The sequence below is a fragment of the Thiobaca trueperi genome, from assembly GCF_004342175.1.
In the GTDB taxonomy this organism is placed as follows: domain Bacteria; phylum Pseudomonadota; class Gammaproteobacteria; order Chromatiales; family Chromatiaceae; genus Thiobaca; species Thiobaca trueperi.
This window is the reverse complement of sequence record NZ_SMAO01000004.1, coordinates 69277-92158: the sequence shown is the minus strand read 5'-3', so window position 1 is coordinate 92158 and position 22882 is coordinate 69277. Positions and strand designations below refer to the sequence as shown.

Here is a 22882-nt window from a genome sequence, read left to right as displayed (position 1 = left end):
ATCAGATTATGACGATTCATCGCTGCGATCCCGGTCGAACGCCTTGCGTGTCGCCCACATGTCCAGTTCCCGCTGCTGTTTGCGTCCGTCCAGAATATTTTCGGCCCGACGCCGTCGCTCGATCAGTTTTTCCAGCGACAGGCTGGCCTGATGCCGTTCCATCCACACATCTCTGGCCCGTTCAACCTGCGCCTGTGCGGCGGCAACCCGCAACTCCTGCTGCTCAATCGCCTCACGCAACTGCTGGCGCATGAAGGCGATCTGTTTGAGCATCTGCGCATCGTTCGGCATCAGCGCCTGGAAGTAGAGCGCCTGATAGTCAGTCAACTGATCGCGCTGCTGTTCGGCCCGGCTCAAGTCGGCCAGACGATCCGCCAGCACCACGGCGACCTCGTTTTCCTGTGCCTCGCGAATCTTGAGCAGACGCTGGAAACGCTTCACGCTCATGCGGTTTAACCCTGGCCGAAGCCACCTGCCGAGGCGAGCAGATCGAACAGCGCCTGCCTGGATTGCTCGAAACTGGCGCCCTCATCGCGGTGCTGTCCGAGATAGGCCTCCAGACGCGGGTTCATGGCGACCGCTTCGTCCAACTGCGGATCGGTCCCTTTGCGATAGGCGCCGACCGCGATCAGATCGCGGTTGCGTGCATAATTCGCCAGCAGGCTCCGAAAACGATAGGCGGCCTTTTGATGCTCAGGCGTGACCACGGCGCTCATGACGCGCGACACCGAGGCACCGACATCAATGGCCGGATAGCGCCCGGTCTCGGCGATGTCGCGCGAGAGCACCACATGACCGTCGAGGATGGCACGGGCCGAATCAACGATGGGATCATTCTGATCGTCGCCCTCCGCCAGCACGGTATAGAAAGCAGTAATCGAGCCACCGCCATGATCGCCATTGCCGGCGCGTTCCACCAATTGCGGCAGACGGGCAAAGACCGAGGCCGAATAACCCTTGGTGGCCGGCGGCTCACCGATGGCCATCGCGATCTCGCGCGCGCCCTGGGCGAAGCGGGTCAGCGAGTCCATCAGCAGCAGCACATTGAGCCCGCGATCACGGAAATACTCCGCGACCGTGGTTGAGACCCAGGCGCCATGCTGACGCAGCAGCGGTGACTGATCGGCCGGCACCGCCACCACCACGGTGCGCCGACGCGATTCGTCGTCGAGAATATCCTGAATGAATTCGTTGACCTCGCGCCCGCGTTCGCCGATCAGACCCACGACGATCACGTCCGCTTCGGTATGTTTGGTCATCATGCCCAACAGCACGCTCTTGCCGACGCCGCTGCCGGCAAAGAGCCCGATACGCTGACCGCGCCCGACCGACAGCAGACCGTTGAGCGCACGGATCCCCACATCCAGCGGCTGTCTGACCGGCGCCCGTGTCAGGGGATTGATGGGGCGGCCTTCGAGCGGAACCATCTCCTGGGTGCGGAGCGGCCCGCCGCCGTCCAGCGGCTTGCCGAGCGCATCGATGACGCGCCCCAGCAGCTCAGGCCCGACCGGAATGCGGCGGCTCTGCTCCAGCGGCTCGATCCGTGCGCCGGGAATCAGACCTTCCAGCTTGCCTTCGGGCATCAGAAAGGTCCGTTCGCCCTGAAAGCCCACCACCTCGGCGCCGAGCCGGCGGCCAGTGGCGGTATGGATGGCGGCGCGTCCACCCACCGGCAGACGGATGCCCTCGGCCTCCAGGGTCATGCCGACCATGCGCGACAGCCGACCTTCCGGCTGCGGATCCGGGGTCTTCTCCAGCCGCTGGCGTGATTGGGCCAGACGCTCGCGCAGCCCCGTGACCAGTTGCCGGGAACCCTGCTCCTGCAAATCGCGGATGACATCGGTCATATACCCATTCCAATGTTTAATCAGACAGGATTAACAGGATTAACAGGATTAAAAATAATCGATTAAAGAGCCCTGTTAATCCTGTTAAAAACCAGTGCAGCACCTTGGCAATCCCGAGACCGTTCGTTGTCGTTGTCGTTGTCGAAAATTCGCAAGCCGAAGACGATTACGACAACGACAACGACAACGACAACGACAACGATCAGAGACGGTCTCGGAACCTCTGCACTGCTGCACTAGGCAGCGGCCTGATCCGGCTCCGGTGCAGATTCCAGTTCATCCGGCAGCGGTTCATCCGCTTCTGACACAGTATCCAGCGGATCCGCTTGCAGAATCTCCGGCATCACGTCAGTCAGGGCGTCCAGCACGGTTTCCGACGTCGCCTCTGTCGTCGTGGCAGACACATCGTCCGCTAAAATCTCGTCTGGAGTCGTCTCCTGACGCGCCGCCGGAACGGGTTCGGCAGGCTGCGCCAGTTCGCCCCAGATGGCGTCAATGGACTGGCGCAGCCGGGTATCCAGGCTGGCGTCAATCCGGCTCGGACCGCTGTCGATGAGACAGCCGCCGCGCTCGATGGCTGGATCCGCTACCCAGGTCAGGTTCTCGCCGCTGGCCTCGGCATAGGCGGCGAGCGTCGCCTGCTCGTCGGGATGCACATGCACCCGCACCGGATGATGACGGGATGGCAACTGGGCCAGCGCCTGCCGCAACACCCCCTGAATCAACTCTGGACGGAGGTTCAATTCTTCCATGATGACGCGCCGGGCCAGGGTTGCCGTCAGCGACAGCAATTCGGGTTCCAGGGCATCGACCGTGGCGGCCAGCGGATCGGCCAGCGCCTGGGCAATCCCTTCGAGCGCCGCGACGGTCTCGCGCAAGGTCACCTCCTGAGCCGTCCGCCAGCTCGCCTCGCGCTCTTCGCGCACCTGCCGTTCGGCTTCGGCCTCCTGTGCAACCTGCTCGCGCGCCTCCCGCTGCCCGGTTTCATAGCCAGCCTCATAGCCAGCCTGATAACCTGTCTCAGCCCCGATCGTCCGCGCGGCTTCCTTGATGGCCTCAACCTCCTCCACCGTCGGCTGCGGCACCACAGGCACGGGCTCGGGTTCATTCTGAGGTGGTGGCGGCGGCATCCCGACATCTGGCGGCATCCAGCGCTGTGCCTCATGGCCGGCCTGCTCAGACAGCATGGATTGAAAACGGCTCACATCAAGGTCTCCCCGCCTTTGCCACCCAGGACGATCTCGCCGCTTTCGGACAGACGGCGGGCCACCGCCAGGATCTCCTTCTGCGCCGCTTCGACATCACTGATACGCACCGGACCCTTGCTTTCCAGATCGTCGCGCAGCATCTCGGCGGCCCGTTTGGACATGTTGCGAAAGATCTTGTCGCGGAGCGCTTCTTCGGCACCCTTGAGCGCCAGGATCAGCGACTCGGTCGAAACCTCGCGCAGCAGGGTCTGGATCCCGCGATCATCGACATCGACCAGACTGGCGAAGACGAACATCAATTCCTGAATCCGTGTCGCCAGGTCTTCATCCACCTGCTGGACGCTTTCCATCACCACTGATTCCTTGGACGAATCCATGAAATTGAGGATATTGGCCGCCGTCTTGACGCCGCCGATCATGGACGACTTGGCGGTGCTCTTGCCGGAAAGCTGGCGCTCCAGAATCTCGTCGAGTTCCTGCAGGGCCGCCGGTTGCACGCCGTCGAGTGTGGCGATGCGCAGGATGAGATCGGACTGCATCCGATCAGGAAGATATGAGAGCGTTTCAGCCGACTGATCGGGATCCAGATGGGACAGCACGATGGCAACGATCTGCGGATGCTCATTGCGGATCATCTCAGCAATCGCACGCGGATCGAGCCATTTGAGCGCCTCCAGACCTTTCGAGTTGCGTCCCAGCAGGATGCGGTCAATCAGACCCTCCGCCTTGTCGTCGCCCAATGCCGAACGCAGCACGCTGCGGACATAATCGTCGGCGCCAATGCCGAGCGAGGTCTGATCCTCGACCAAATGCAGGAATTCCTCCAGCACTTGATCGATCTCGCCACGCGTAACACGCTCCAAGGTCGCCATCGCCGTGCCGATCTTCTGTACCTCCTTGGGCCCCATGTGCCGGAGGATTGCTGCTGCCGATTCCTCGCCAAGAGACATCATAAAAATCGCCGCACGCTCGGCACCCGGTCGATTGGTTGGATCAGTTGCCATCTTCAGTCAACCATATTTTCATGACTTGCACCGTTCGCTTAGGATCCTTTTGCAAGACATCACGGACCCGCTCCAGATTCAACTGCCGCTGATCAGATAACTTGGCTGCCTTCGCTGCGGTGACGGCGGATTCCTCCCGATTTAAGGATCGTGTCGCCGTACCCTCTGCATTCCGCACGTCCTCCACACCGGGCGCTGGCGCCTCTTCCGTGCTTTTCGCATGCTGCGCAGACTCGCGATCTGCCGTCTCTGCCGTTTCTGCCGTCTCCTCCCTCTCCTCTTCTCGCTCAATCTGTGGTGGGCTGTCTGCCAGCAACAGTGTTTCGTCTCCCGAAACAGCCGGCTCATCTCGCTTTGACTTGGGATTGCGAGTCGCTTCCGGGAGCGCGAGCAATAACTGCTGCAAGGTCGGCTTGACCACTCCCAACAAGACGGTCAGAGCGAATAACAAGCCACCGACGAGCTTGACCAAATTCAGAAGCCCGTTTGGATCAACTGCCATCTTCGGTCAACCATGTCTTCATGACCTGAACCACCCGCTTGGGATCCTCTTTGATCATTTCGCGAATGGTCTCAAGATTGATTTGTCGCTGATCAGGCACATTGGGTCCGGTCAACGAAGCCATCGCAGTACCTTCCTGGCTCAAAGCCAGCTGCTCCTCGTCGCCCTCTTCGCCTTCCAGTCCATCGGTGAGCGCCAGGGTTTCGTTGCCCTCCCCTTCCAGCGCCGCCACCGGTTCCGGCTCTGGAGGCTTAGGCAGGAGCTGCCGCAGGGCCGGTTTGACCACCGCCAGCAGCACGATCAGCGCAAGTAACAGTCCGCCAACGACCTTGACCAGATCCAGGAACCAGCTTTGCTCCCAGATGGGGCCGGCCGTTTCGTCGAGCGTGTCCGGCACAAAGCTGGCTGAACTCAGGTTCAGCGAATCGCCGCGTTTTTCGCTGAAACCGACCGCCTCACGCACCAGCGCACGGAGATTGTCCAGATCGGCCTCCGAACGCGGAACCCGCACGACCTCGCCCGCCTCATTCGTCTGATCCTGATAATCGACCACGACCGCCGTGGACAGACGACGAATCCCACCCGGCGTTTCCTGAATATGCGAAATGGTCCGATCGACTTCGTAATTGCGTGTCGTCTGCTGGCTGCGGCTGCTTGGCGTCGGCGGCGCGCCAGCGGCATTGGCCGCCGGTTGACCGACCGCGCCGCCCTGTGGCGGCTGATTGGTCAGGGCGCCCGGAATGCCGCCAATCGCCGGATCGTTGCCGACCTTTTCCTCTTCGTTGCTTTGCTCGGAGCGCACCGCCGTGCGATCCGGATCGAAGGTCTCCTGGGTCCGCTCGACGCGCGAGAAATCCAGTTCCGCCGCAACCTGCACCCGTACCCGGTTGCGCCCGACAATGGGCGTCAGCAGCGACTGCACACGCTCCACAAAGCCGCTCTCGACCCGATTCGTATAATCGAGGTGGTCGAGCGAGAGATTCATCTTCTTCTTGTCTTCGTCGTCGTTCGTCAGCAGACGCCCGGTCTGATCCACCACCGTCACCCGCTCTGGTGTCAGTTGGGGCACGCTCGATGAGATCAAATGCACGATGGCCCCAACCTGGGCATCGGTCAAGGTCTCATTGCCGCGCAATTGCACCACGACTGAAGCAGTCGGCGGAGTGCGCTCGCGCACGAAAACGGATCGCTCGGGCTGGGCAATATGCACCCGCGCCTGTTCCACCGGCTTGAGCGAGGCGACGGAGCGTCCCAGCTCGCCTTCGAGCGCACGCTGGTAACGGGCACCCTCGATCAGCCGGCTGGCGCCGAAGCCGGCGTCCTGCTGCAACAATTCAAAGCCGATATCGGTTTCTTTCGGGAATCCCTGGCCGGCGAGCAGCAGGCGGGTCTCGGCGATCTTCTGCTGGGGGATCTGGATCTGTCCCGACTGGCTGTCAACCTTGTAAGGCACACCCATCTGGTTCAGCGACTGCATGACCTCAGACGCCTCGGCAGGATCGATCTGGGCGAAGAGCGGGGCATAAGTGGGGCGCAGCGCCCAATAGAGGATGGCGGCCGTCACCACCAGACCGCCCGCAATCATCCCCAACAGCGCGACCTGTTTGCCGACCGGCATCTCGGTGAAGGTCTGCGCGGCGGTTGACAACGCCTCGGTGAGTGACGCCATGGATCAGTTTCTCCGTCGACCCGATCATCCGTCCGGTCAGACTTGCATGCTCATAACTTCCTGGTAGGCCGACAACAGACGATTGCGGACCTGGTTGGTCGCCTCGAAGGCGACCGTCGATTTATTCATGGCGATCATGACCTGGGGCAGGCTGACCTGATTGTCGCCGAGTTCAAAGCGGGTTTGCAGTGTCGTGGCGTCCTGCTGCACGTCGTTGACATAGCGCACCGCCTCTTTCATTTTGGAGGCGAAATCCTCGCCTTCGACCCGCCGCACCCCTGTGACCGGTGCGACCGGCGCCACGCCTTCGCTGCGCCCGGACTGCTCAATGCGACCCGACTGCGACATTGCGCGCATCTGCTGCAGGACGCTCTGGATCTGCATTTCGCTCATGCCCGGCCTCTCCTGCTTTGCGCCGCGCGCCCGGAACTCCGGGGTCCGGAATCGCCTCGATTAGGTCAGGCGCAAAGCGCCGCACCGATGATGATGGCGATAGAGCAATTTCGATGCCGACAGGAGACGGCGTTTTTTTGACGCTGCCGGAGGGTGGAAGCAAAGAAGTCGCCAGGCAGGATCGTGTGATGAAGGATCAGGGTCAGCTCACGGCGTCCGATCCGTCCCGTTCGAGCCCGAACTTGCGCATGCGTTCGACCAGCGTGGTGCGACGCATCCCCAGCCGACGGGCGGCGCGGGCAACCACCTGACTGTTCTGTTCCAGCGCGGCGACGATCATGCCACGCTCCAGGTCGTTGAGGTAGTCACGCAATTCGATCCCCTCCGGGGGCAAGACGATCGGATCGGCAGTGGGCACAAGGTCACGCGCACGCCGACGCTCCTCCAGCACCGGCAGCAACTCCACATCCAGCGGACGGAAGCGGGCCGGCAGTTGCGGCAGATCGACCAGCAGCCCCGGATACATGATCGAGAGCTGTTCAAGCAGATTCGCCAGCTCGCGGATGTTGCCCGACCAGGCCTGTCGCTCCAGATGGGCTACCACGGACGGGGTCAGCGCGGCCGGTTCCGCCCCCTGCTCGCGCAGACGCCGTTCGAGCGTCTCAATCAGCAGCGGAATATCGCTCTGGCGTTCGCGCAGCGGGGGCAGATCGATGGGAAAGACATTGAGACGGAAAAAGAGATCCTGTCTGAAATGGCCGGCGACGACGGCCGTTTCGAGATTGCGATGGGTTGCGGAAATGATGCGGGCATTCGTCTGAATCGATTTGTTCGAGCCGACCCGCTCGAAGGTGCGTTCCTGGAGCACGCGCAGGAGTTTCACCTGCATCGGCAGCGGCATGTCGCCGATCTCGTCGAGAAAGAGCACCCCGTCTGCGGCCAGCTCGAAACGTCCCGCGCGGGCTGTAAAAGCGCCGGTAAAGGCGCCTTTCTCGTGACCGAAGAGTTCGCTTTCGAGCAGATCGGCCGGAATGGCGCCGCAGTTGACCGCAACGAACGGCTTGCCGGCACGACTCGATGCGTCGTGAATGGCGCGCGCGACCACCTCCTTGCCGGAACCGGTCTCACCAAGAATCAGCACCGTGGCATCGGTTCTGGCGACCTGGGCGATCAGCCGTTTGACCGCCAGCATCGCCGGATGGCGACCCACCAGATCGGTCTCAGACGCCGGATCGGCTGTCTGTCCGAGCTGTAATCGCTGCAAAATCTGGATCACCTTGCCCGGCGTCAGTGGCGACTCGGCCAGAAAGGCGCGCCGGGTCTCGAAGGCGATGCCGTCGGTTGGCTGGCAGACCAGCGGCAGGGCGCTGGCGTGGGGCAGCACGTCGAGCAGCGCGTCCAGGTTCGCGGACGACTCGCACAGCCAGAGCCCCGCCAGGTCCGCCTGGGTCATGGCGCTCAAGGCGGTCAGCTCCCGGACCTCGCAACCCAGAAATTCGAGAATGCAGCGCGTCGTCGCACGCGCTGGATCCTGACCAAAGAGACCGATTCTCATCACCTGGGCAAATTCCGGTTGTCCGGCATCGTCAACACCATCTTCAATTCAAGCTGCCGCGATCCTAACCGCTTCGCGTCCGGTGGAAAAGCCGTTCACACCTTCGGCGCCCGGGCTTGGTAAGATCGGCGCATCGACACGACATCAACAATCTTTCCACGCCATTCACATCTCCATTTGCATCGGCTCGGATCAACAAGGTGAGGATCATGCTCTCCAGTATCGGCAATTACTATGAACGGCTTGTCATGGAACGCATCCATGACACCCTGCTCCAGCAGGACGAGGCGACCGGCAGCGACTATGTGGACGACCTGGCCTGTGTGGCGCTGAACTACCTGCCACCGCGCTATGTGCGCTATTCAATCGATCTGGCGGCCCATCTCACTGACCAGGAACACGCCACCATGCGCGAGGAGGTGGCGGACGCTGTCGGCTTCGCCATCGCAACCCTCCGGCGACGCAGCGCTGGTCGTGACGACGAGCGGGAAGGTTGAAGATGAGCGCCTACTCGGCCAGATGCTCCAGACAGCGAACCGCCTGACCGACCAGCTCGCGAAATGACTGGTAGCTGCGCGCGTCCAGATGACAGCTCTCGGTGCGCCGATCCGCGTAAACCAGTCCAATGACGCGCCCCCTGACCCACAGCGACATGACGAAAAAGCGCGTAACGCCGATCAGTTCCAGGAGAGGCACCGGGATCCGGGGGGCGAGAGCGGCCTGATTATCATCGTTGAGCCAGACGGCGGATGGCGCGTCGAGCAACCCGGCAAAGAGCCCGCCGTCCGGGCGCGACAGGCTGAAGCGGTTGAAGGAGGGCTCGAAATCGGTGCCGACCAGATATTCCGCGACCAGGGCATCCTCGCGGGCGCGATAAGCGGCAAACACCACGCGATTCAGCCCCAGGCCACGGTGCAGACCGCGCAGCAGGATCGCAAACACCGACTCGCGATCAACCGGCTCGCCCTCGCGCAGGGCGGTCATGGCGGCTGCGTAATCGTCCTGACGCGGTGCCAGACCAAACACCACCTGTCGCATTGCAGGCAGAACCGCCGGCCGACCAGTGTCATCGATCGGCAGACTCTTGAGCGGCGCCAGACCATAGTCGGCTGCCGTTCGATTGAAGTGATCCAGCACGCGGTTGATCCGCTGCGCCAGGTCGGGCAGCTCCAGTTCCAGCACGATGCCCGCCAGATGCAGGTCGTCCATCTGCATCGGATGACGCCAGGCGGAAAAGGCGTAACGGGCGATCTGGGTCGCCAGCATCACGCACAGAGCCCTCGGATGTCGCGCATTGCGGGCGCGCATCGCCTCGCGCACCATCTCGGGCAAGCCCCACTGCACCGCCAGCACATGCCCAAGATCTTCCAGGCTCTCACCCAGTGAGACATATTCGGCCTCATGCGGGAGCACATGGCAACCTTCGACTAACTCCAGATAGCGGCTGATACGGGCATCGCCATGCGCAAGCAGGAACAACTCACCCAGATTATTCAACAGTGCAGCCAGACTCACTTCGGACGGAAAGCGGTCATGATCGATCTCGGCCCAGTCGTAGGCGAATAGGGCCGCCAGCACCGCGCGCCCCGCGCTTCGCCGGTATGGAGCGAGACGTTCGGCATTCAGTACCCGCTCGTCCACGGCGGCCTCGGACTCCAGACGCAGCAGCGTCTGGGTGCCCAGCATGTGCGCCGCATCCTCCAAAGTCACCACATCCGCCCTGAAATGGCGGTGCGGCACGACATTGGCCTGTTGCAGCACCCGCAACGCCATGGCCGGATCGCCCATGAGCGCCATGGAGAGGGTTCGCAACGGTGCCAGATCATCCGTCAGCAGTCGCGCCAAACCCTGCCGCGACCGCGCCAGGATCGGCAGCTCATCCGGCACGGCATTGGCCGTCACCGCCTTCAGCCAAACTGAACACACAGTGCGCATCCCCCTGTAATCAGTATCATGAAGGGTCATCCCAGCGATCCTGAGTCAAGCAAAGAATGCCCCAATTCGCTATTATTGGCCGCCAATAACCTTCGTCACAAGCAAGCCGCCCGACCTGCAAAACGTCCCTGAGGACCTGACAGCGTGAATTTGATCCTTGGTTCCATCGTCGTATTGGGTGCCGTCCTCGGCGGATTCGCGGCGGGTGGCGGTCACGTTGCCGCCATCTGGCAGCCTTTCGAACTCATCATCATCCTGGGCGCAGCCTTGGGTGGCTTCATCATCGCCAATTCCATGGGCGTCGTCATGAAGTCGCTGAAATCCATTCCCTCCTTGTTTACCGGCTCTAAGTACAAAAAGGCCGATTATCTGGAGGCATTGGGGCTAATGTATGACCTCTTCACCAAGGCGCGCAAGGAAGGGCTCATGGGCATCGAGTCGGATATTGAGGAGCCATCCAGCAGCGCGCTCTTCCAGAAATATCCGCGCCTACTGAAAGATCATCACGCCTGCGAATTCATTTCCGATTACATGCGGCTCGTGGTCAGTGGCAACATGAATCCATTTGAGCTAGATAACCTCATGGACGTCGAGCTGACCACCCATCACCATGAGGCCGAAGAGACCTCGCATGCCGTGCAGCAGGTCGCCGACGGACTGCCCGCCTTCGGCATCGTGGCCGCTGTCCTCGGCATCGTGCATACCATGGCTGCCTTGGGCGGCCCGATGTCCGAAGTTGGCAGTCTGGTCGCCGCCGCCCTGGTGGGAACCCTCAGCGGCATTTTGATCTCCTATGGTTTCGTCAGCCCGATCGCCACCATGCTGGCGCGTTATGCGGCCGAGGAGACACGCTTTCTCTCCTGTCTCAAGGCCTGCATCCTGGCTAATGTCCAGGGTTACAGCCCGCAGGTGGCGGTGGAATTTGGCCGAAAAACCATGGCCTCCGACTTCCGCCCCAGTTTCAGCGAACTGGAAAAGCATCTGCGTGGCGGCGGCTAACAGGAGTCATCAGGCATGGCAATCGAGACCAACAAGCAGCCCATTGTCGTCAAGAAGGTGTTCAAGGGAGGGGGCCATCACGGTGGCGCCTGGAAGATCGCCTTCGCCGATTTCGCCACCGCCATGATGGCGTTCTTCATGCTGCTCTGGCTCATGGGATCGACCACCAAAGAGCAGAAAGCGGCCATCTCGGAGTATTTCAACAACCCCTCGGCGTTCGAAGGCATGAGTACCGCACCCTCGCAGTCAACCGGCGAGGGAACCGGTTCGTCACCCTCCATCATCAGTTTCGATGGCGCCATCGACATGGCCCCCGAAGCGCCGCAAACGGCAGCGCTGGATCAGGAGCGGATTGATGAGCTGGCCCAGGAGCAGGATCAGGCCCGCCTGGAGTCGCTGCAAACGGCGCTTGAAGATGCACTGGACAAGAGTCAGGCATTGGCCCCCTTCAAGGATCAGCTCCTGATCGACATCACGCTGGAAGGACTGCGGATCCAGATCGTCGATAAGGAAAACCGCTCCATGTTCGACCTGGGCAGCGCCCAGCTCAAGGACTATACGCATGACATCCTCAAGGAACTGGGCGCCATCATCAATCAGGTGCCAAACCGGATCAGCCTGACCGGCCACACCGACGCCCGCCCTCTCGAACGTGCTGGCTTCAGCAACTGGGAACTTTCCACCGAACGGGCCAATGCCGCCCGACGTGCACTCATCGCGGGCGGTATGCGGGAAGACAAGGTCGGTCGGGTGGTGGGCCTTTCCTCCACGGTTCCTTTCGACAAGACCGATCCTGACAATCCCATCAATCGGCGCATCAGCATCATCGTCATGAATAAAAAGACCGATGAAGCCGTCCAGGAAGAAACAACAACCGTAGAAGAATTGACTAAACCGAAATAATCCTCCTCGCCAAGGCTTGCCCGTCAAGCGCCGTCTCAAACAGCATTCCTCAAATCGTTCCGCGTCGTCAGGATCTTGACGCTCGCAGCCGACACCCTTTCGACATCCGGCCAACCCAGCGATGGGTGGCCGCCTCGCCACGGCTTGACTGATCGTGTTGGCCTGAATTGTGCGTTGCTTTCCGCAGACACGCCTGACAGCAGGCGGCGCATCCCGATACACAAGAGCGGAAGGTGGTTATGTTCGAATCCATTGCCGGTGGCATGTTCGCAACGCTGAGTCATCTCGATGATGCCAACATGGTCATCGGTGTCTTCACGTTCATTCTTCTCGCGTTGTTCAGTAGCGCGCTGGTCCTGATCCTGCGCAATCGCGCGCCCACCTTTTATCGCAGTGTCCCCACGCTGCTGACGACTTTCGGCATCCTTGGCACTTTTCTCGGGATTTCCACTGGACTACTGCATTTTGATGTCAACGATATCGAAGCAAGCATTCCAATGTTGTTGGATGGTCTTAAGCTTGCCTTCGTCACCAGCATTACCGGGATTCTGCTGGCCGTCTGTCTGCGTCTCATACTGGTTCTGAGTCGAGACGCGGCAGCGAATGCGGATCATCAGAACCCAACTTCCCTGGCCAATCCTGGCAATCTGACGGCGCTCGTGCAGTACCAGGCACAGGCGGCCGAGGCGCAATTAGCGGCGATCCAGCAACTGGTCCAACAGGTTGCGCGACTGGATGATCGCCTGATCCAGACCTTGGAACATCAGCATACGCAGCAGCTCGACGCCATGCGCGGCTTCGCCGATCAACTCAGCGAGATGGGGTCGCGCCAGCTCATCACCGCGCTGGAATCGGTGATCCGCGATTTCAACAGCAATCTGGGGGAACAGTTCGGGGAGAATTTCCGCCGACTGGATGCCTCGGTGGAAAAACTGTTGCGCTGGCAGGATCAATATCGTGAACACATGGAATCGCTCGGCCAGCAGCTCGACCACGCCACGGCTGGCGTGGCCAAATCCGAAGCCAGTCTGCAAGCGCTCACTGAGCAGGCCCGTCAAATCTCCTGTCACGTCGAGGATCAGGCATCGGCCATCGTCGGCCTGCGCCGCGAATCCATCGAACTGGAGTCACTGCTCGGCAGCATTGCGGACTTGCGCGACCGCGCGAAGGAGGCCTTCCCGGCGATCGATCAGCGTCTGAAGGCCATGCTGGAAAGCATCGAAAACGCCGTACTGTCGGCATTGAGCGCGCAGCAGCGCTTAGGTCAATACGGCATGGATGGCAGGTATGACGATGGCATACGTCACGCTTCACCGATGAGGGCGCATGCATGAACAGCCTGCCACTCGCTCCGCCCAAAACACCCCAGCAGGAAGACGATTTCCATTGGGTGGCCTTGTCCGACCTCATGTCATCGCTGATGATGATCTTTCTGTTTCTCGCCCTGCTGCACATGCTTCAGCTTGAGCGTTCGCGCGCCATCGAAGCGGATGTCAGAATGACGGCGGTTGAGGTGCGACAGGCCATTTACTCGGCCCTCGATCGTGAATTCAGGAAGGATTTACAACGCTGGAACGCCGAGTTTGATCGGAACAGCCTGACGCTGCGTTTTCGTGAACCGGATGTGTTATTTGATCGTAACTCGGCCCGTATCAAACCCGAGTTCGAGGCCATCCTGCGCGATTTCCTGCCGCGCTATGCCGCCCAGCTCACGCCTTTCCAGGAGGTGATCCGCGAGATCCGCATTGAGGGCCATACGTCCAGCGAATGGGCGCCCGGCAGCAGCCCGTTGGATGCCTATTTCGCCAATATGGAATTGAGCCAGCAACGCACCCAGGCCGTCCTGCGCTTCGCCTATGGCCTGGACAGACTACGCGATGAGGTCTGGTTCCGGCATCGGGTGGCAGCGGTCGGACTCTCTTCGTCACGACCGATTCGGGACGCATCCGGCCGGGAGAATGCAGCAGCGTCGCGACGGGTCGAATTCAGCGTGCTGACCAATTTCGAGGCCCGTCTGCTGGAGCCGGTCAGTCTTGCAGAGCCGGCAACCTTCGGGCGTGACCGGCTTCAGACAGAGCAGCCGCAGCGGCCTTGATTCCAGTCAGGCCATCGGGGGTATCTAAATTCGGCAATTGGAACCGCAAAGGCGCAAAGTACGCGAAGAAAAAGAACGATTACTTGGCGTTCTTTGTGTTCTTTGCGGTTCGACAGATCTTTATCGGGCTTATCCAGCCAACTGCGGATTGCGCAGGGCTTCCACGGCCAGCACCTGATGCTGCGCCTTTTCGACGCTCTCCAGGAGCGCTTCAGGACGCATGCGAACGGCCGCCCAGACAGCGGGGTCCACCGGCGGGGCATCGCGCCAGTCTCTGGAGTCGAGTTCGGCAAGATGCGCGCCGGTATTGGCCAGATGCACCAGCACGACCGGCAGACGGAAGGTTTCGGGCGCATCCAGGGGTGAATGATGGAAACGCAGACAGGCGCAGAGTACATCCGGCAGTCCCCAATGCGCCGCCAGGGCGCCGCCGAGCTGGGCGTGATCGAAGCCGAGTTCGGCGCGTTCAGCGGACTGTGGCGAGATGGAGTCAGGCTCGCTCAGACTGCGCAGGAAGGCCAGATGGGCCGCTTCCGGTGCCTGAGAGAAAAGAATCAATTGACCCAGATCATGCATCAATCCGCCCAGAAAAACGGTTCCGGCCAGATCGGGGGCCTCCAGCTCGGCCAGCAGACGCGCGATGACCGCGCAATAGGCCGAATGACGCCAGAAGACCTCCAGCGGGAGCAGATTCTGCATCGGCAGCCGCTCGGATGCCTGAGTCACGGCGCCGGCAATCACCAGCCGTCTGAGATGATCGCGCCCCAGCAGCATGATGGCGCGCTCGACCGAATCCACGGTACGGGCCGGCGCAAAGGCCGGACTGTTGGCCAGACGCAGCACGATCGCCACCAGCGCGGGGTCATGCGCCAGCAGCGCCGCAATCGCCGACTGGCGGCTGTCCGGATCGCTCAGCAGCTTCAGTACTTCGCCGACCACCCGGGGGATGGCCAGCAGACGACCGGTGCGCTGCACCAGGGTATCGAGAGTCATGGATGACACGCGCGCATACTCCAACACAGACAGGCTGGCGAGAATCGTGGAAGCATAACAGTCGGAATGCCCCTGAACATATCGACCGGCATCACATGTTGAACATGGATTTCAGCGCCGCCAGCGACTCACCGCTGTCGGCAAGCTCGGCAATCGGCTCGCCGGGCGGCGGCGGCGTCAGACCGAGCGTTTTGAACGCGGCCACTTCTGTCGCATCGGGATGTGGCCGACCTTCGCTTTGCAGGACCGCCCAGCGGGCCACCATGGCGATGCTCGCGTAATCCGGCTCGCCGGCCAGGTAATCCCAGTTGCCGAACTGCTCGGCCACCGCGACCAGATCCTCGCCCAGACCCCAGTAATTGATCACGAGCACGCCAGTGATGCTGCTCAATTTCGCAACGAGCCGTTCGATCTGTTCAAGCTGCGGGTTGGGATCGCGCATTTCGATGAACTGGATGATGGGCACGGCACCAATTCCCGCCACCAGCCCGGCCAGCAACGCACGCTCGCGATGCAGCATGTTGAGGACATCCGACAGGACATAGCTGAAGGCCGAACAGAGCACACCGTCGGTCCAGACCGCCTTCATGGCCTCGCGCGTCACCTCGTGTCTGGCCTTGAAGGTCTGGCGCAGCGCCAGACTGGTCGTCAGCATCCGGGTGTTGCGAAAACCGAGACGCATCACCGCATCGCGCACCGAAAGAATCTCTTTGGTACCACGAAACAGCGGACTGTTGGTCGCATGGAGCAGCGCACCGGCAATGGTGCCATCGCGCTGGATGACCTCGGTGAGCTCGGTCACTCCGGCATCCGGATCGTTGGTGAGTTCCTGAATCTTCAGTGCCACCTCGGGTCGCGCCGGCAGCTCCAGTCGGTTGCTGGTGATGAGACCATAGAGTTCGGCGAGAAACTCACCTTCGGTGGAACTGAGTTCGATGTCACTGACTTCGAGGCTGGATGCAAGCGCCGATTCCAGGGCGGAGACCGGCATCCGCAGTACGATGCAGGGGGTCTCGGTGATGACGCAATCGCCTGGATCCTCGGAATCGCTGAACAGATCGATCGGCTCGCTGAGTCCCTGATAGCTTTCCAGACGCTCGCCAATGCCGTTGATCATCCGTACCGCATGCCCATCGATCAGAAAGAGCCGGTGTCCTGCGATATCCGTCACCCGAATCCGCTTCTTGGGGGCAAGCCCGCCCACACGGCATTGCGTGGATAGTTCCTGGAGAGTGGTCTCTGAAAGATCGCGGGTCAGGTCGATTTCCGTCAGGAGCGACAAAACCTCTGATGTCTGCTGCATGGGTGGATTCCTGGATGAACAAAACGGCTCTTCACCCCTAGTCTAGCAGCATCGGGCGGCAAACTGATGCCACCGCATAAACTGGATTGACCGTCAAAAAGCAGATCGTCGCCCCCCGCTGATGCCTGTTCGTGGCACGCACGATCCGCGTTGGAATCAACTGAACCGCGCCCAGCACGGTATGCGATGTTTTTTGGATCAGATCGGCCCCAGCAGACTCAAAGAATTGTCGGGGCCGACGTAAAAGGGTAACCATCCCCCGGCAGAGCCGGGGGCTTTGAATTCGTGAGCCGCTCAAAGCGGCAAGGGGTCGCTAACGCGGCCCCACGGTTTATTGGGCCGCCTAAAGGCGGCAGATCAGCGCCACAGATTCAACTGCTCAAGTCGCTGACCCTCGGCCTCTTGGCGCTGTATGTACGTTCGGATCGTGGCCTCATCGCGACCTACCGTCGAGACAAAATAGCCACGTGCCCAGAAATGCTGACCACGGTAATTGCGTTGCCGCTCGCCGTAGACTCGTGCCAAGTGGATGGCGCTCTTCGGAGACGGCGTACTTCGGTGGAATCGAGATCAGCATGTGAACATGGTCGGCCATCAGATGCCCTTCTTCGATGCGACATTCCTTGTGGCTCGCAAGCTTGTGGAACACCTCTCCGAGATGTGACCGCAACTGTCCATACAGAACCTTTCGGCGACACTTCGGAATTGTCGCATCCCGTATGATTATATCCCGAACAGGAGCTATCCTTTGTTCCAGGCTCGCGAGGCGCTGCGCACACTTGGCGATGAGCTGAGGCGGACCAAGCGCCCACTGCCAACGACGCCCTCACCGACCTGACGGGATACCTGACCATGAATCTGAACCTGCATCGCAACGCCCGCACCACGCCCGCCATTCGTCAGGAATTGCGGGAGTCCACCAAGTCGGAGCGCGAACTGGCGCGTGAATACAACCTGAATCGCGCCACCGTGCGCAAATGGCGGCGACGCGAAACCGATCAGGATGCCTCCCACCGTCCACACCGGATTCATGCCACCCTGAGCTCCGTGCAGGAGCAGGTGGTGGTGGCGTTACGCCAGACCCTGCTGTTGCCGCTGGACGATCTGTTGGCGGTCACCCGGGAGTTCATTCACCCCGCCGTCTCGCGTTCGGGCCTGGATCGCTGTCTGCGGCGTCACGGGGTGTCCAACCTCAGCGCCCTGATCCCGCAACCCGAAGGGGAAACCCAGCCGGTCAAGACCTTCAAGGATTATGAACCCGGTTTTGTCCATAAGGAATTCACCGACCGCTTCTGCGCGACGGGCGAGCGCGAGCCGACTGGACGCCATCTTTTCGACCAGGGCTGCGCGCATCACGGCATCGAACACCGACTCATCGCCCCCCGCCACCCGCAGACCAACGGCATGGTGGAACGCTTCAACGGGCGCATCGCCGAGGTGCTCGCCACCACCCGCTTCGATTCCGCGCAGAACCTCGCGGACACCCTCACGGGCTATGTGCGGTTATACAATCACCAGATCCCGCAGTCAGAGCATACCGCCTGATTCCAAGCCAAGATGCCCGAGCCATGCCTGAAGTGCACCCGCAATTTCTCACTGATCCAGACGGTGAACGGCTGTCGCTCCCGCTGCCCATCGCCGAAAACACAGACGCCACACTCCCGCTCACGCTTTGCGCAAATAACCGTTCGGACCAAATAGTGTTGATCGACTCAAGTGTCGATTGAAGTATCGACAGGAGGGTTCACCAACGTGCAGGCACGCCATGCAAGCCCCTCCCGCATCGGTGCATCCCGGATCCAATGCGCAACGATGCTCGTCATACATGACGGCGTTGAGTAGAGGATGCAGCTCTGTCTCGAACACGGCTTGAAGCCCACCCAGTACGAAATCCCCTCGCGCCGCCGCGTAGATGAAGAATCCAAGGTGCAGTGGTACCAAGAGTTCGGAGAGGGCGTTTCGATCGATGCCGGCATGAACAGCGGATATCCTCAGGAACCGATGTGCATAGGAATGCACGAGGCAGAGGAGCGAACTCCCAACGGAACCCTCATGCGTCTCTGTCGAAGACGGCAGCCGAGCGGCTTCCAAAATCGCGATGCGCGCCGTGCGGTCGTCCGTCCAAGTTGGGAGATCATGGCCCATGGCAACGAGCCAGTCGGCGACACGCACTGGATCCAGTCGAACGAACAGGGCCTCCGTCTCCGCGATATCCGCATACACCTTGTACCCTTGTCCGTGTCGACCCTTATAGGGAACAAGTCTTCCCGCTCCGGGGTCATGGGCGCCCCGGGTATAGCCGAAGTGGCCCGTGAGCACGGGGAACCGCTCGATCAAGTCGAGAGCGGACAAGCCGGCGGAACCTAGGGCATCGGGGTAGCGATGCCGGTAGAGCATCCCGAGTTCACTGGCTGCGTCGGTTGCGTCGATCAGATCCTCGATTCGAATTCGAGATTCCAGCGTCGCCAGCGCAATGGTCACGGCCTGGGCCTCTGCGTCCTCTTGCTGACCAGCGGAAAGAACGATGTCCTGCCCTTGGATCCCACCCGAGACAGTACCGGCGATGTCCAGCATCTTGTCGATGACCTCGACCGACAATCCCTGCCCCTCCAACTGCCGGCGCAAGGTCTCACGACTCGCGGGCACCTCTTCGACGGTTCTCGTGGACATTCCATCGACGACCCACGACAACGCCTTGGGTGGGCCTCCTGCTTCGGCGATCGCCCGGATACGCTCGCGCGACGGAGGATTGACGATCACGATGCTCCGGGCCGTATAGACCGACGATGCCCGATGCGGTTGGAAGACGAGATTGCCTTGGCCGCAATGGCACGGGACATGGCCGAATCCGCGTCGGATCTCCCGATCGCAGACCGGACACTCGAACCGGATCTCAGTCGCCGACGAGGTCCCGGGGAAGACGACACGAACTTGCTTGTGATCTGGGCACTTCGGGATCCAGGGTGCCCGTAGCGCTCCGCATTTGTCGTGATAGCCCACGAAGAAGAGTTGCCCCTTCTGCCCTCTGGCTCCGCAAGGACAGGTTGCATCCGGCGTCTCGTGAATCCGTTTGCAAGCCTTGCATATCCACGAACGAGGGAAGGGTTCGACTTCGACGCCATTGTTCTCATCGAGCGTCAGCACCTTGATCTCCGCTCCAGCGTGCAGGTGCTCGACATAACCCGCGTCCATGCCCGCCAGCCGCCAAGGGGTCGCCTGGCGAATGATCTCGCGGCGCAGGGCCGCCGAATCGATCTCGCTGCGCACCTTGGGATGCCGCCAATCCTTGACCTTCCAGACTCCGCCACGCAGGTCGACCGTTTGCTCCGGCAGGAAACCGAACAGAATCTGGGAGGCGCTTCGTGACTCTCTCATGTCGTCGTCTCCTTCAGACTCTGGTTCCGATGACGGGAACTTGCTTCTCGACATCTCGTAATGACAGCATCGGAGGCCCCGAAGGAGACAGGTCGGACGGGAAGCGAGCGTCATTGGGCGGTGTCGACACGTTGTGACGCAGTTCCTCGAACCAGATCGCCAAGTCTCGCTTCAATGGCTCGTCGAGGTCGCTCTGCAATTCCAGGGTCGCCTGCATCGCTTCGAGTTCGGCGGTGAAGTCGAATCTTCCACTCGCCACGTACTGCTTGAATGCCTGCACTGTCGTCAAGGGCATACCAGCTACGGCTTCATGGATCATCAGCAGACGCGCCAATTCCAGGCCAGCGATCGTTCGATCGAGCACCCTGCGGCTGCGTTTCGTGACGGGGATGGGTTCGACGAACCGATCGCCCTGCGCAATGAACTGCGGGAAGGAGCGATAGACCCCGGCATCACGTTCTCGTCCGATCTTGTGGACCACGAAGACGATTCCCGGATAACGACGCCCGACCCGCGCGGTCGCCTGGATGAACTCGGCGGCCGACAAGGGGATGCCCAACATGACCATCACGTTCAAGCGATCCACGTCCACGCCGTGGGACATCATGGACGACGCCGAAATGATATGAAGCCGTTTCTCGAACTCGGCTTCCGGACTCTGCAAGCGTTCGAGGATCTCCCTGACCTCACCGAAGTCCGTCTTACCGGTCAAGGTTGCCGTATTGATCTGGCCGGGGACGATTACCTGCGTCTCCATCGATCGCATCACGGCTTCGAGGTCGCGCAGTGTATTTCCATAGACGACGTTGGTCCCATACAGGGACAGCAGATCCCCGGCGGACGATGGATCGACCCCGATTTCCGCACAAATCGAGACGGGATCTTCCGCAAGCCCTCTCAATGCGATCTGCAGTTCCGTCAGTAATCGGTCGACCGTGTATTCGAGGGTCACCCCCCGAGGTGCGATCGCGATGAAGCGTCGCATCAGGCCGCTCGAGTCCGACGTCCAGAATCCACCTCCCGAACGTGGTGGAGGTACGGGAAAGACGCGAGCCGATCGGCGGTACAGGACATCGACCTGCTTCTCGTAGCCCGTGAGCGTTGCGGAGGACGCGAGGATCTTCGGCTTGCGACCGCAGAGTTCCTTCTGGAGCGCGTCATACAAGGCTTCGTAGTGTGAATCGACCGCACCCAGACTATCCCGCAGTAAATGCAGTTCGTCTTGTAACCGGAACGAAGGGCCGTAACGCTCGGCATCCATGGGCAGGGCTTGCGAGGTACCCTGACAGCCTGGCACGAGACAGCCGGACGGTCGCGAGCTTCTCGGAGCATAGGTATAGCCATGCCCTTCCTTCGAGCACACACCGCGCGGTGCACCGACCATCCCCCGCATGGATGCCTGTATTGCGATGGATGCCGCCTTGTCGAGCGTGCCGACGACGATGGTCGGGAGGAACCTGTAGATCTCCTCATCCACGACATAGACCGGCAACGCCCGGCCCGCTGAAGCGCAAGCGGAGTCGTTGCAACGGTGCTCCAGCTTCCAGAGGCGGCGATCGAAAGCCATCACGATGGATCGCTGATGACAGAACGGGCAGTACTCCAGGATCTGATACCGTGCCGGCATCTGGTCGTCATCGGGATCCGCTTCGCCAGGCTTGGGTTTCTCAGGGATTCGGTTGGGGGTCGCCGTTTGTCCGACGAAGAATCCGAGCGAAAAGGGGGCGCCAGGAATCCGCATTTCTCGGCGGACCAGCTCTGCTGCCGCGATGGCGTCCGCGAAGCGCTGAGTCTGCTGCAATGAGAGCATCCGCAACGGGAAGCGGCTCCAAGCCGTGATTCCAGACACCTTGCCCGTCAGTCGATCGTAGAGCGCAGCCGTGACGAGTAGTCCGAGATAGGTCTCCGTCTTGCCACCGCCCGTCGCGAACCAGACGACATCCACGATCTCGGATTCGTCATGAACATCGACGATCGATCGGAGGTTGGCCAGGAGGAAGCCGAACTGGAAGGGGCGCCACGCATCGTATTTACCATTGGCGCTATGCGACATCGCACGGTTCATCCCCTGGAAAGCACGCAATAGCCGTTCGTTCGACCGTAAGAGTTCGATGCCATTGGTGAGTCGTTCGCACTCATCCTCGAACTGGGCCGCCGCCTTGGATGCCTGCATCCGCATCTCCGCCGACCAGTCTTCTTCGGCTGCTCGCAGATCCAGGATGTCAGCCGCCCAATTGGCCCGTCCCCAGCGCCGGAGGCACGATAGAAGGGCTTCTGCCGGTGAAATCGGGTCTAGCGCCAAGTCGTCGAACCGCATGGTGGGCATTTGCTCATCCACGCTCCAGTAATGTGGTCTCCGGCGATCGACCGTCACGGCGTCCTCGGTGACGAAGACACCAGTGTCCAGATGCTGGACACCGCAGTTGATGCCGTAAGCGGGCACCCGTCGATCGTAACGGAACGAGTCCTCCAGCGATTCGAGCATGAAGGGCGTCGGCTCCAATCCTTCCAACCGCATCTCGCATTGATAGAGCCGGGTATCCTTGAATTCCGAGTGCTCCTTGGGAGAACAGTTGACGAGCGAGATCGTCAGTTCATGGTCGCCCGACCGTCCGATCTCGACATCTACGTCGATCCGTGCCGAGAGCCCTTGGCGTCCCGTCACGTCTTCGAGTGCACGAGCGAATTCGTCCTCCCCGAACCTATGCGCGCCGATCTGCGCAGGCACGTCCACCGTCGTTCGCACATCCGCCGCGTTGGTCTTCCGCCACTGCCGTTCGGACTTGTCCCAGAGCCATACTCGGCACGAAGCAACGACATGGAAGTGCCAAGGCCCGTTCTGGGCCGGTTTGACCTTGATACCGAAAGCACAGGGCTCTAAACGTTCCCCCCTGTCCCCCCAGTCGCTCTCGATCACAGCTTCGGCAGATTGCAATCGACCCAGCCAGTACTTCCCCGATGGCTCGACCGTCAGCAGATCTTCACGATCACCCCGGCCGGCAAGAGTCATGCGCTGCGCCAGCCAATCGACGAATCTCTCGCGATCAGACTCAAGAGTCATTCTCGTTACCCCCTAATCCTGCTGGTCTAGGTGTCGTCCT

At 61.1% G+C, this 22882-nt stretch carries 18 protein-coding genes and 2 pseudogenes; 6 read left to right on the top strand and 14 right to left on the bottom strand.

Annotated features, from left to right (window positions below):
- Positions 1–6: 6 nt before the first annotated feature.
- The 8 genes from fliJ to EDC35_RS08600 all read right to left on the bottom strand — a co-directional run bounded on the left by fliJ (position 7) and on the right by EDC35_RS08600 (position 8178).
- Positions 7–447 (bottom strand): flagellar export protein FliJ, encoded by a 441-nt coding sequence (gene fliJ / locus EDC35_RS08635; protein ID WP_132976848.1) that lies wholly within the window; start codon positions 445–447, stop codon positions 7–9.
- 5 nt (positions 448–452) lie between these two features.
- Complete coding sequence (gene fliI / locus EDC35_RS08630; RefSeq protein ID WP_132976847.1) at positions 453–1847, bottom strand: flagellar protein export ATPase FliI; 1395 nt, start codon at positions 1845–1847, stop codon at positions 453–455.
- A gap of 236 nt (positions 1848–2083) precedes the next feature.
- Positions 2084–3052, bottom strand: a complete 969-nt coding sequence (locus tag EDC35_RS08625; protein WP_132976846.1) for a FliH/SctL family protein — start codon at positions 3050–3052, stop codon at positions 2084–2086.
- Positions 3049–4059 carry a flagellar motor switch protein FliG gene (gene fliG / locus EDC35_RS08620; protein WP_132976845.1) on the bottom strand — a complete coding sequence of 337 codons (1011 nt, stop codon included), beginning with the start codon at positions 4057–4059 and terminating at the stop codon, positions 3049–3051. Before fliG ends, EDC35_RS08625 begins: the two co-directional genes overlap by 4 nt.
- Positions 4049–4561 carry a hypothetical protein gene (locus EDC35_RS08615; RefSeq protein ID WP_132976844.1) on the bottom strand — a complete coding sequence of 171 codons (513 nt, stop codon included), beginning with the start codon at positions 4559–4561 and terminating at the stop codon, positions 4049–4051. Before EDC35_RS08615 ends, fliG begins: the two co-directional genes overlap by 11 nt.
- Positions 4551–6230, bottom strand: coding sequence for a flagellar basal-body MS-ring/collar protein FliF (gene fliF / locus EDC35_RS08610; protein ID WP_132976843.1), 1680 nt, complete (start codon positions 6228–6230; stop codon positions 4551–4553). The genes EDC35_RS08615 and fliF overlap by 11 nt, the downstream gene beginning before the upstream one ends.
- 36 nt (positions 6231–6266) lie before the next feature.
- On the bottom strand, positions 6267–6623 hold the full coding sequence (gene fliE / locus EDC35_RS08605) for a flagellar hook-basal body complex protein FliE (RefSeq protein ID WP_132976842.1): 357 nt from the start codon (positions 6621–6623) through the stop codon (positions 6267–6269).
- A 202-nt stretch (positions 6624–6825) separates the two neighbouring features.
- On the bottom strand, positions 6826–8178 hold the full coding sequence (locus EDC35_RS08600) for a sigma-54 interaction domain-containing protein (protein WP_132976841.1): 1353 nt from the start codon (positions 8176–8178) through the stop codon (positions 6826–6828).
- Between the two features lie 209 nt (positions 8179–8387).
- On the opposite strand from EDC35_RS08600, the gene EDC35_RS08595 reads away from it, so the two are divergent.
- Positions 8388–8675, top strand: a complete 288-nt coding sequence (locus EDC35_RS08595) for a late competence development ComFB family protein (protein ID WP_132976840.1) — start codon at positions 8388–8390, stop codon at positions 8673–8675.
- A gap of 10 nt (positions 8676–8685) precedes the next feature.
- Here EDC35_RS08595 and EDC35_RS08590 read toward each other — a convergent pair whose 3' ends face one another.
- Complete coding sequence (locus EDC35_RS08590) at positions 8686–10104, bottom strand: HDOD domain-containing protein (protein ID WP_207896163.1); 1419 nt, start codon at positions 10102–10104, stop codon at positions 8686–8688.
- Positions 10105–10257: 153 nt separating this feature from the next.
- Here EDC35_RS08590 and motA point away from each other — a divergent pair, with 153 nt between their 5' ends.
- From motA to EDC35_RS08570, 4 genes are all read left to right on the top strand, one after another.
- Positions 10258–11112, top strand: coding sequence for a flagellar motor stator protein MotA (gene motA / locus EDC35_RS08585; protein ID WP_132976839.1), 855 nt, complete (start codon positions 10258–10260; stop codon positions 11110–11112).
- Between the two features lie 15 nt (positions 11113–11127).
- A complete protein-coding gene (gene motB / locus EDC35_RS08580) occupies positions 11128–12015 on the top strand; it encodes a flagellar motor protein MotB (protein WP_132976838.1) in 888 nt (295 codons plus the stop codon).
- Between the two features lie 239 nt (positions 12016–12254).
- The gene (locus EDC35_RS08575; RefSeq protein WP_243651563.1) at positions 12255–13349 is read left to right on the top strand and encodes a hypothetical protein; all 1095 of its coding nucleotides are present in this window, start codon (positions 12255–12257) and stop codon (positions 13347–13349) included.
- Positions 13346–14110 carry an OmpA/MotB family protein gene (locus tag EDC35_RS08570; RefSeq protein WP_132976837.1) on the top strand — a complete coding sequence of 255 codons (765 nt, stop codon included), beginning with the start codon at positions 13346–13348 and terminating at the stop codon, positions 14108–14110. The genes EDC35_RS08575 and EDC35_RS08570 overlap by 4 nt, the downstream gene beginning before the upstream one ends.
- Positions 14111–14239: 129 nt before the next feature.
- Here EDC35_RS08570 and EDC35_RS08565 read toward each other — a convergent pair whose 3' ends face one another.
- The 3 genes and pseudogenes from EDC35_RS08565 to tnpA form a co-directional block, all read right to left on the bottom strand.
- Positions 14240–15103, bottom strand: a complete 864-nt coding sequence (locus tag EDC35_RS08565) for an HDOD domain-containing protein (RefSeq protein WP_132977162.1) — start codon at positions 15101–15103, stop codon at positions 14240–14242.
- A 91-nt stretch (positions 15104–15194) separates the two neighbouring features.
- The gene (locus EDC35_RS08560; RefSeq protein ID WP_132976836.1) at positions 15195–16406 is read right to left on the bottom strand and encodes an HDOD domain-containing protein; all 1212 of its coding nucleotides are present in this window, start codon (positions 16404–16406) and stop codon (positions 15195–15197) included.
- A gap of 357 nt (positions 16407–16763) precedes the next feature.
- A pseudogene (gene tnpA / locus EDC35_RS08555) lies at positions 16764–17163 on the bottom strand (IS200/IS605 family transposase).
- A 95-nt stretch (positions 17164–17258) separates the two neighbouring features.
- Here tnpA and EDC35_RS08550 point away from each other — a divergent pair.
- A pseudogene (locus EDC35_RS08550) lies at positions 17259–17933 on the top strand (integrase core domain-containing protein); the annotation flags it as partial.
- A 138-nt stretch (positions 17934–18071) separates the two neighbouring features.
- Here EDC35_RS08550 and EDC35_RS08545 read toward each other — a convergent pair.
- Positions 18072–19781, bottom strand: coding sequence for a hypothetical protein (locus tag EDC35_RS08545; protein ID WP_132976835.1), 1710 nt, complete (start codon positions 19779–19781; stop codon positions 18072–18074).
- Between the two features lie 13 nt (positions 19782–19794).
- Entirely contained in the window at positions 19795–22842 is a 3048-nt protein-coding gene (locus EDC35_RS08540; protein ID WP_132976834.1) for a helicase-related protein, read from the bottom strand.
- Between the last annotated feature and the right edge of the window lie 40 nt (positions 22843–22882).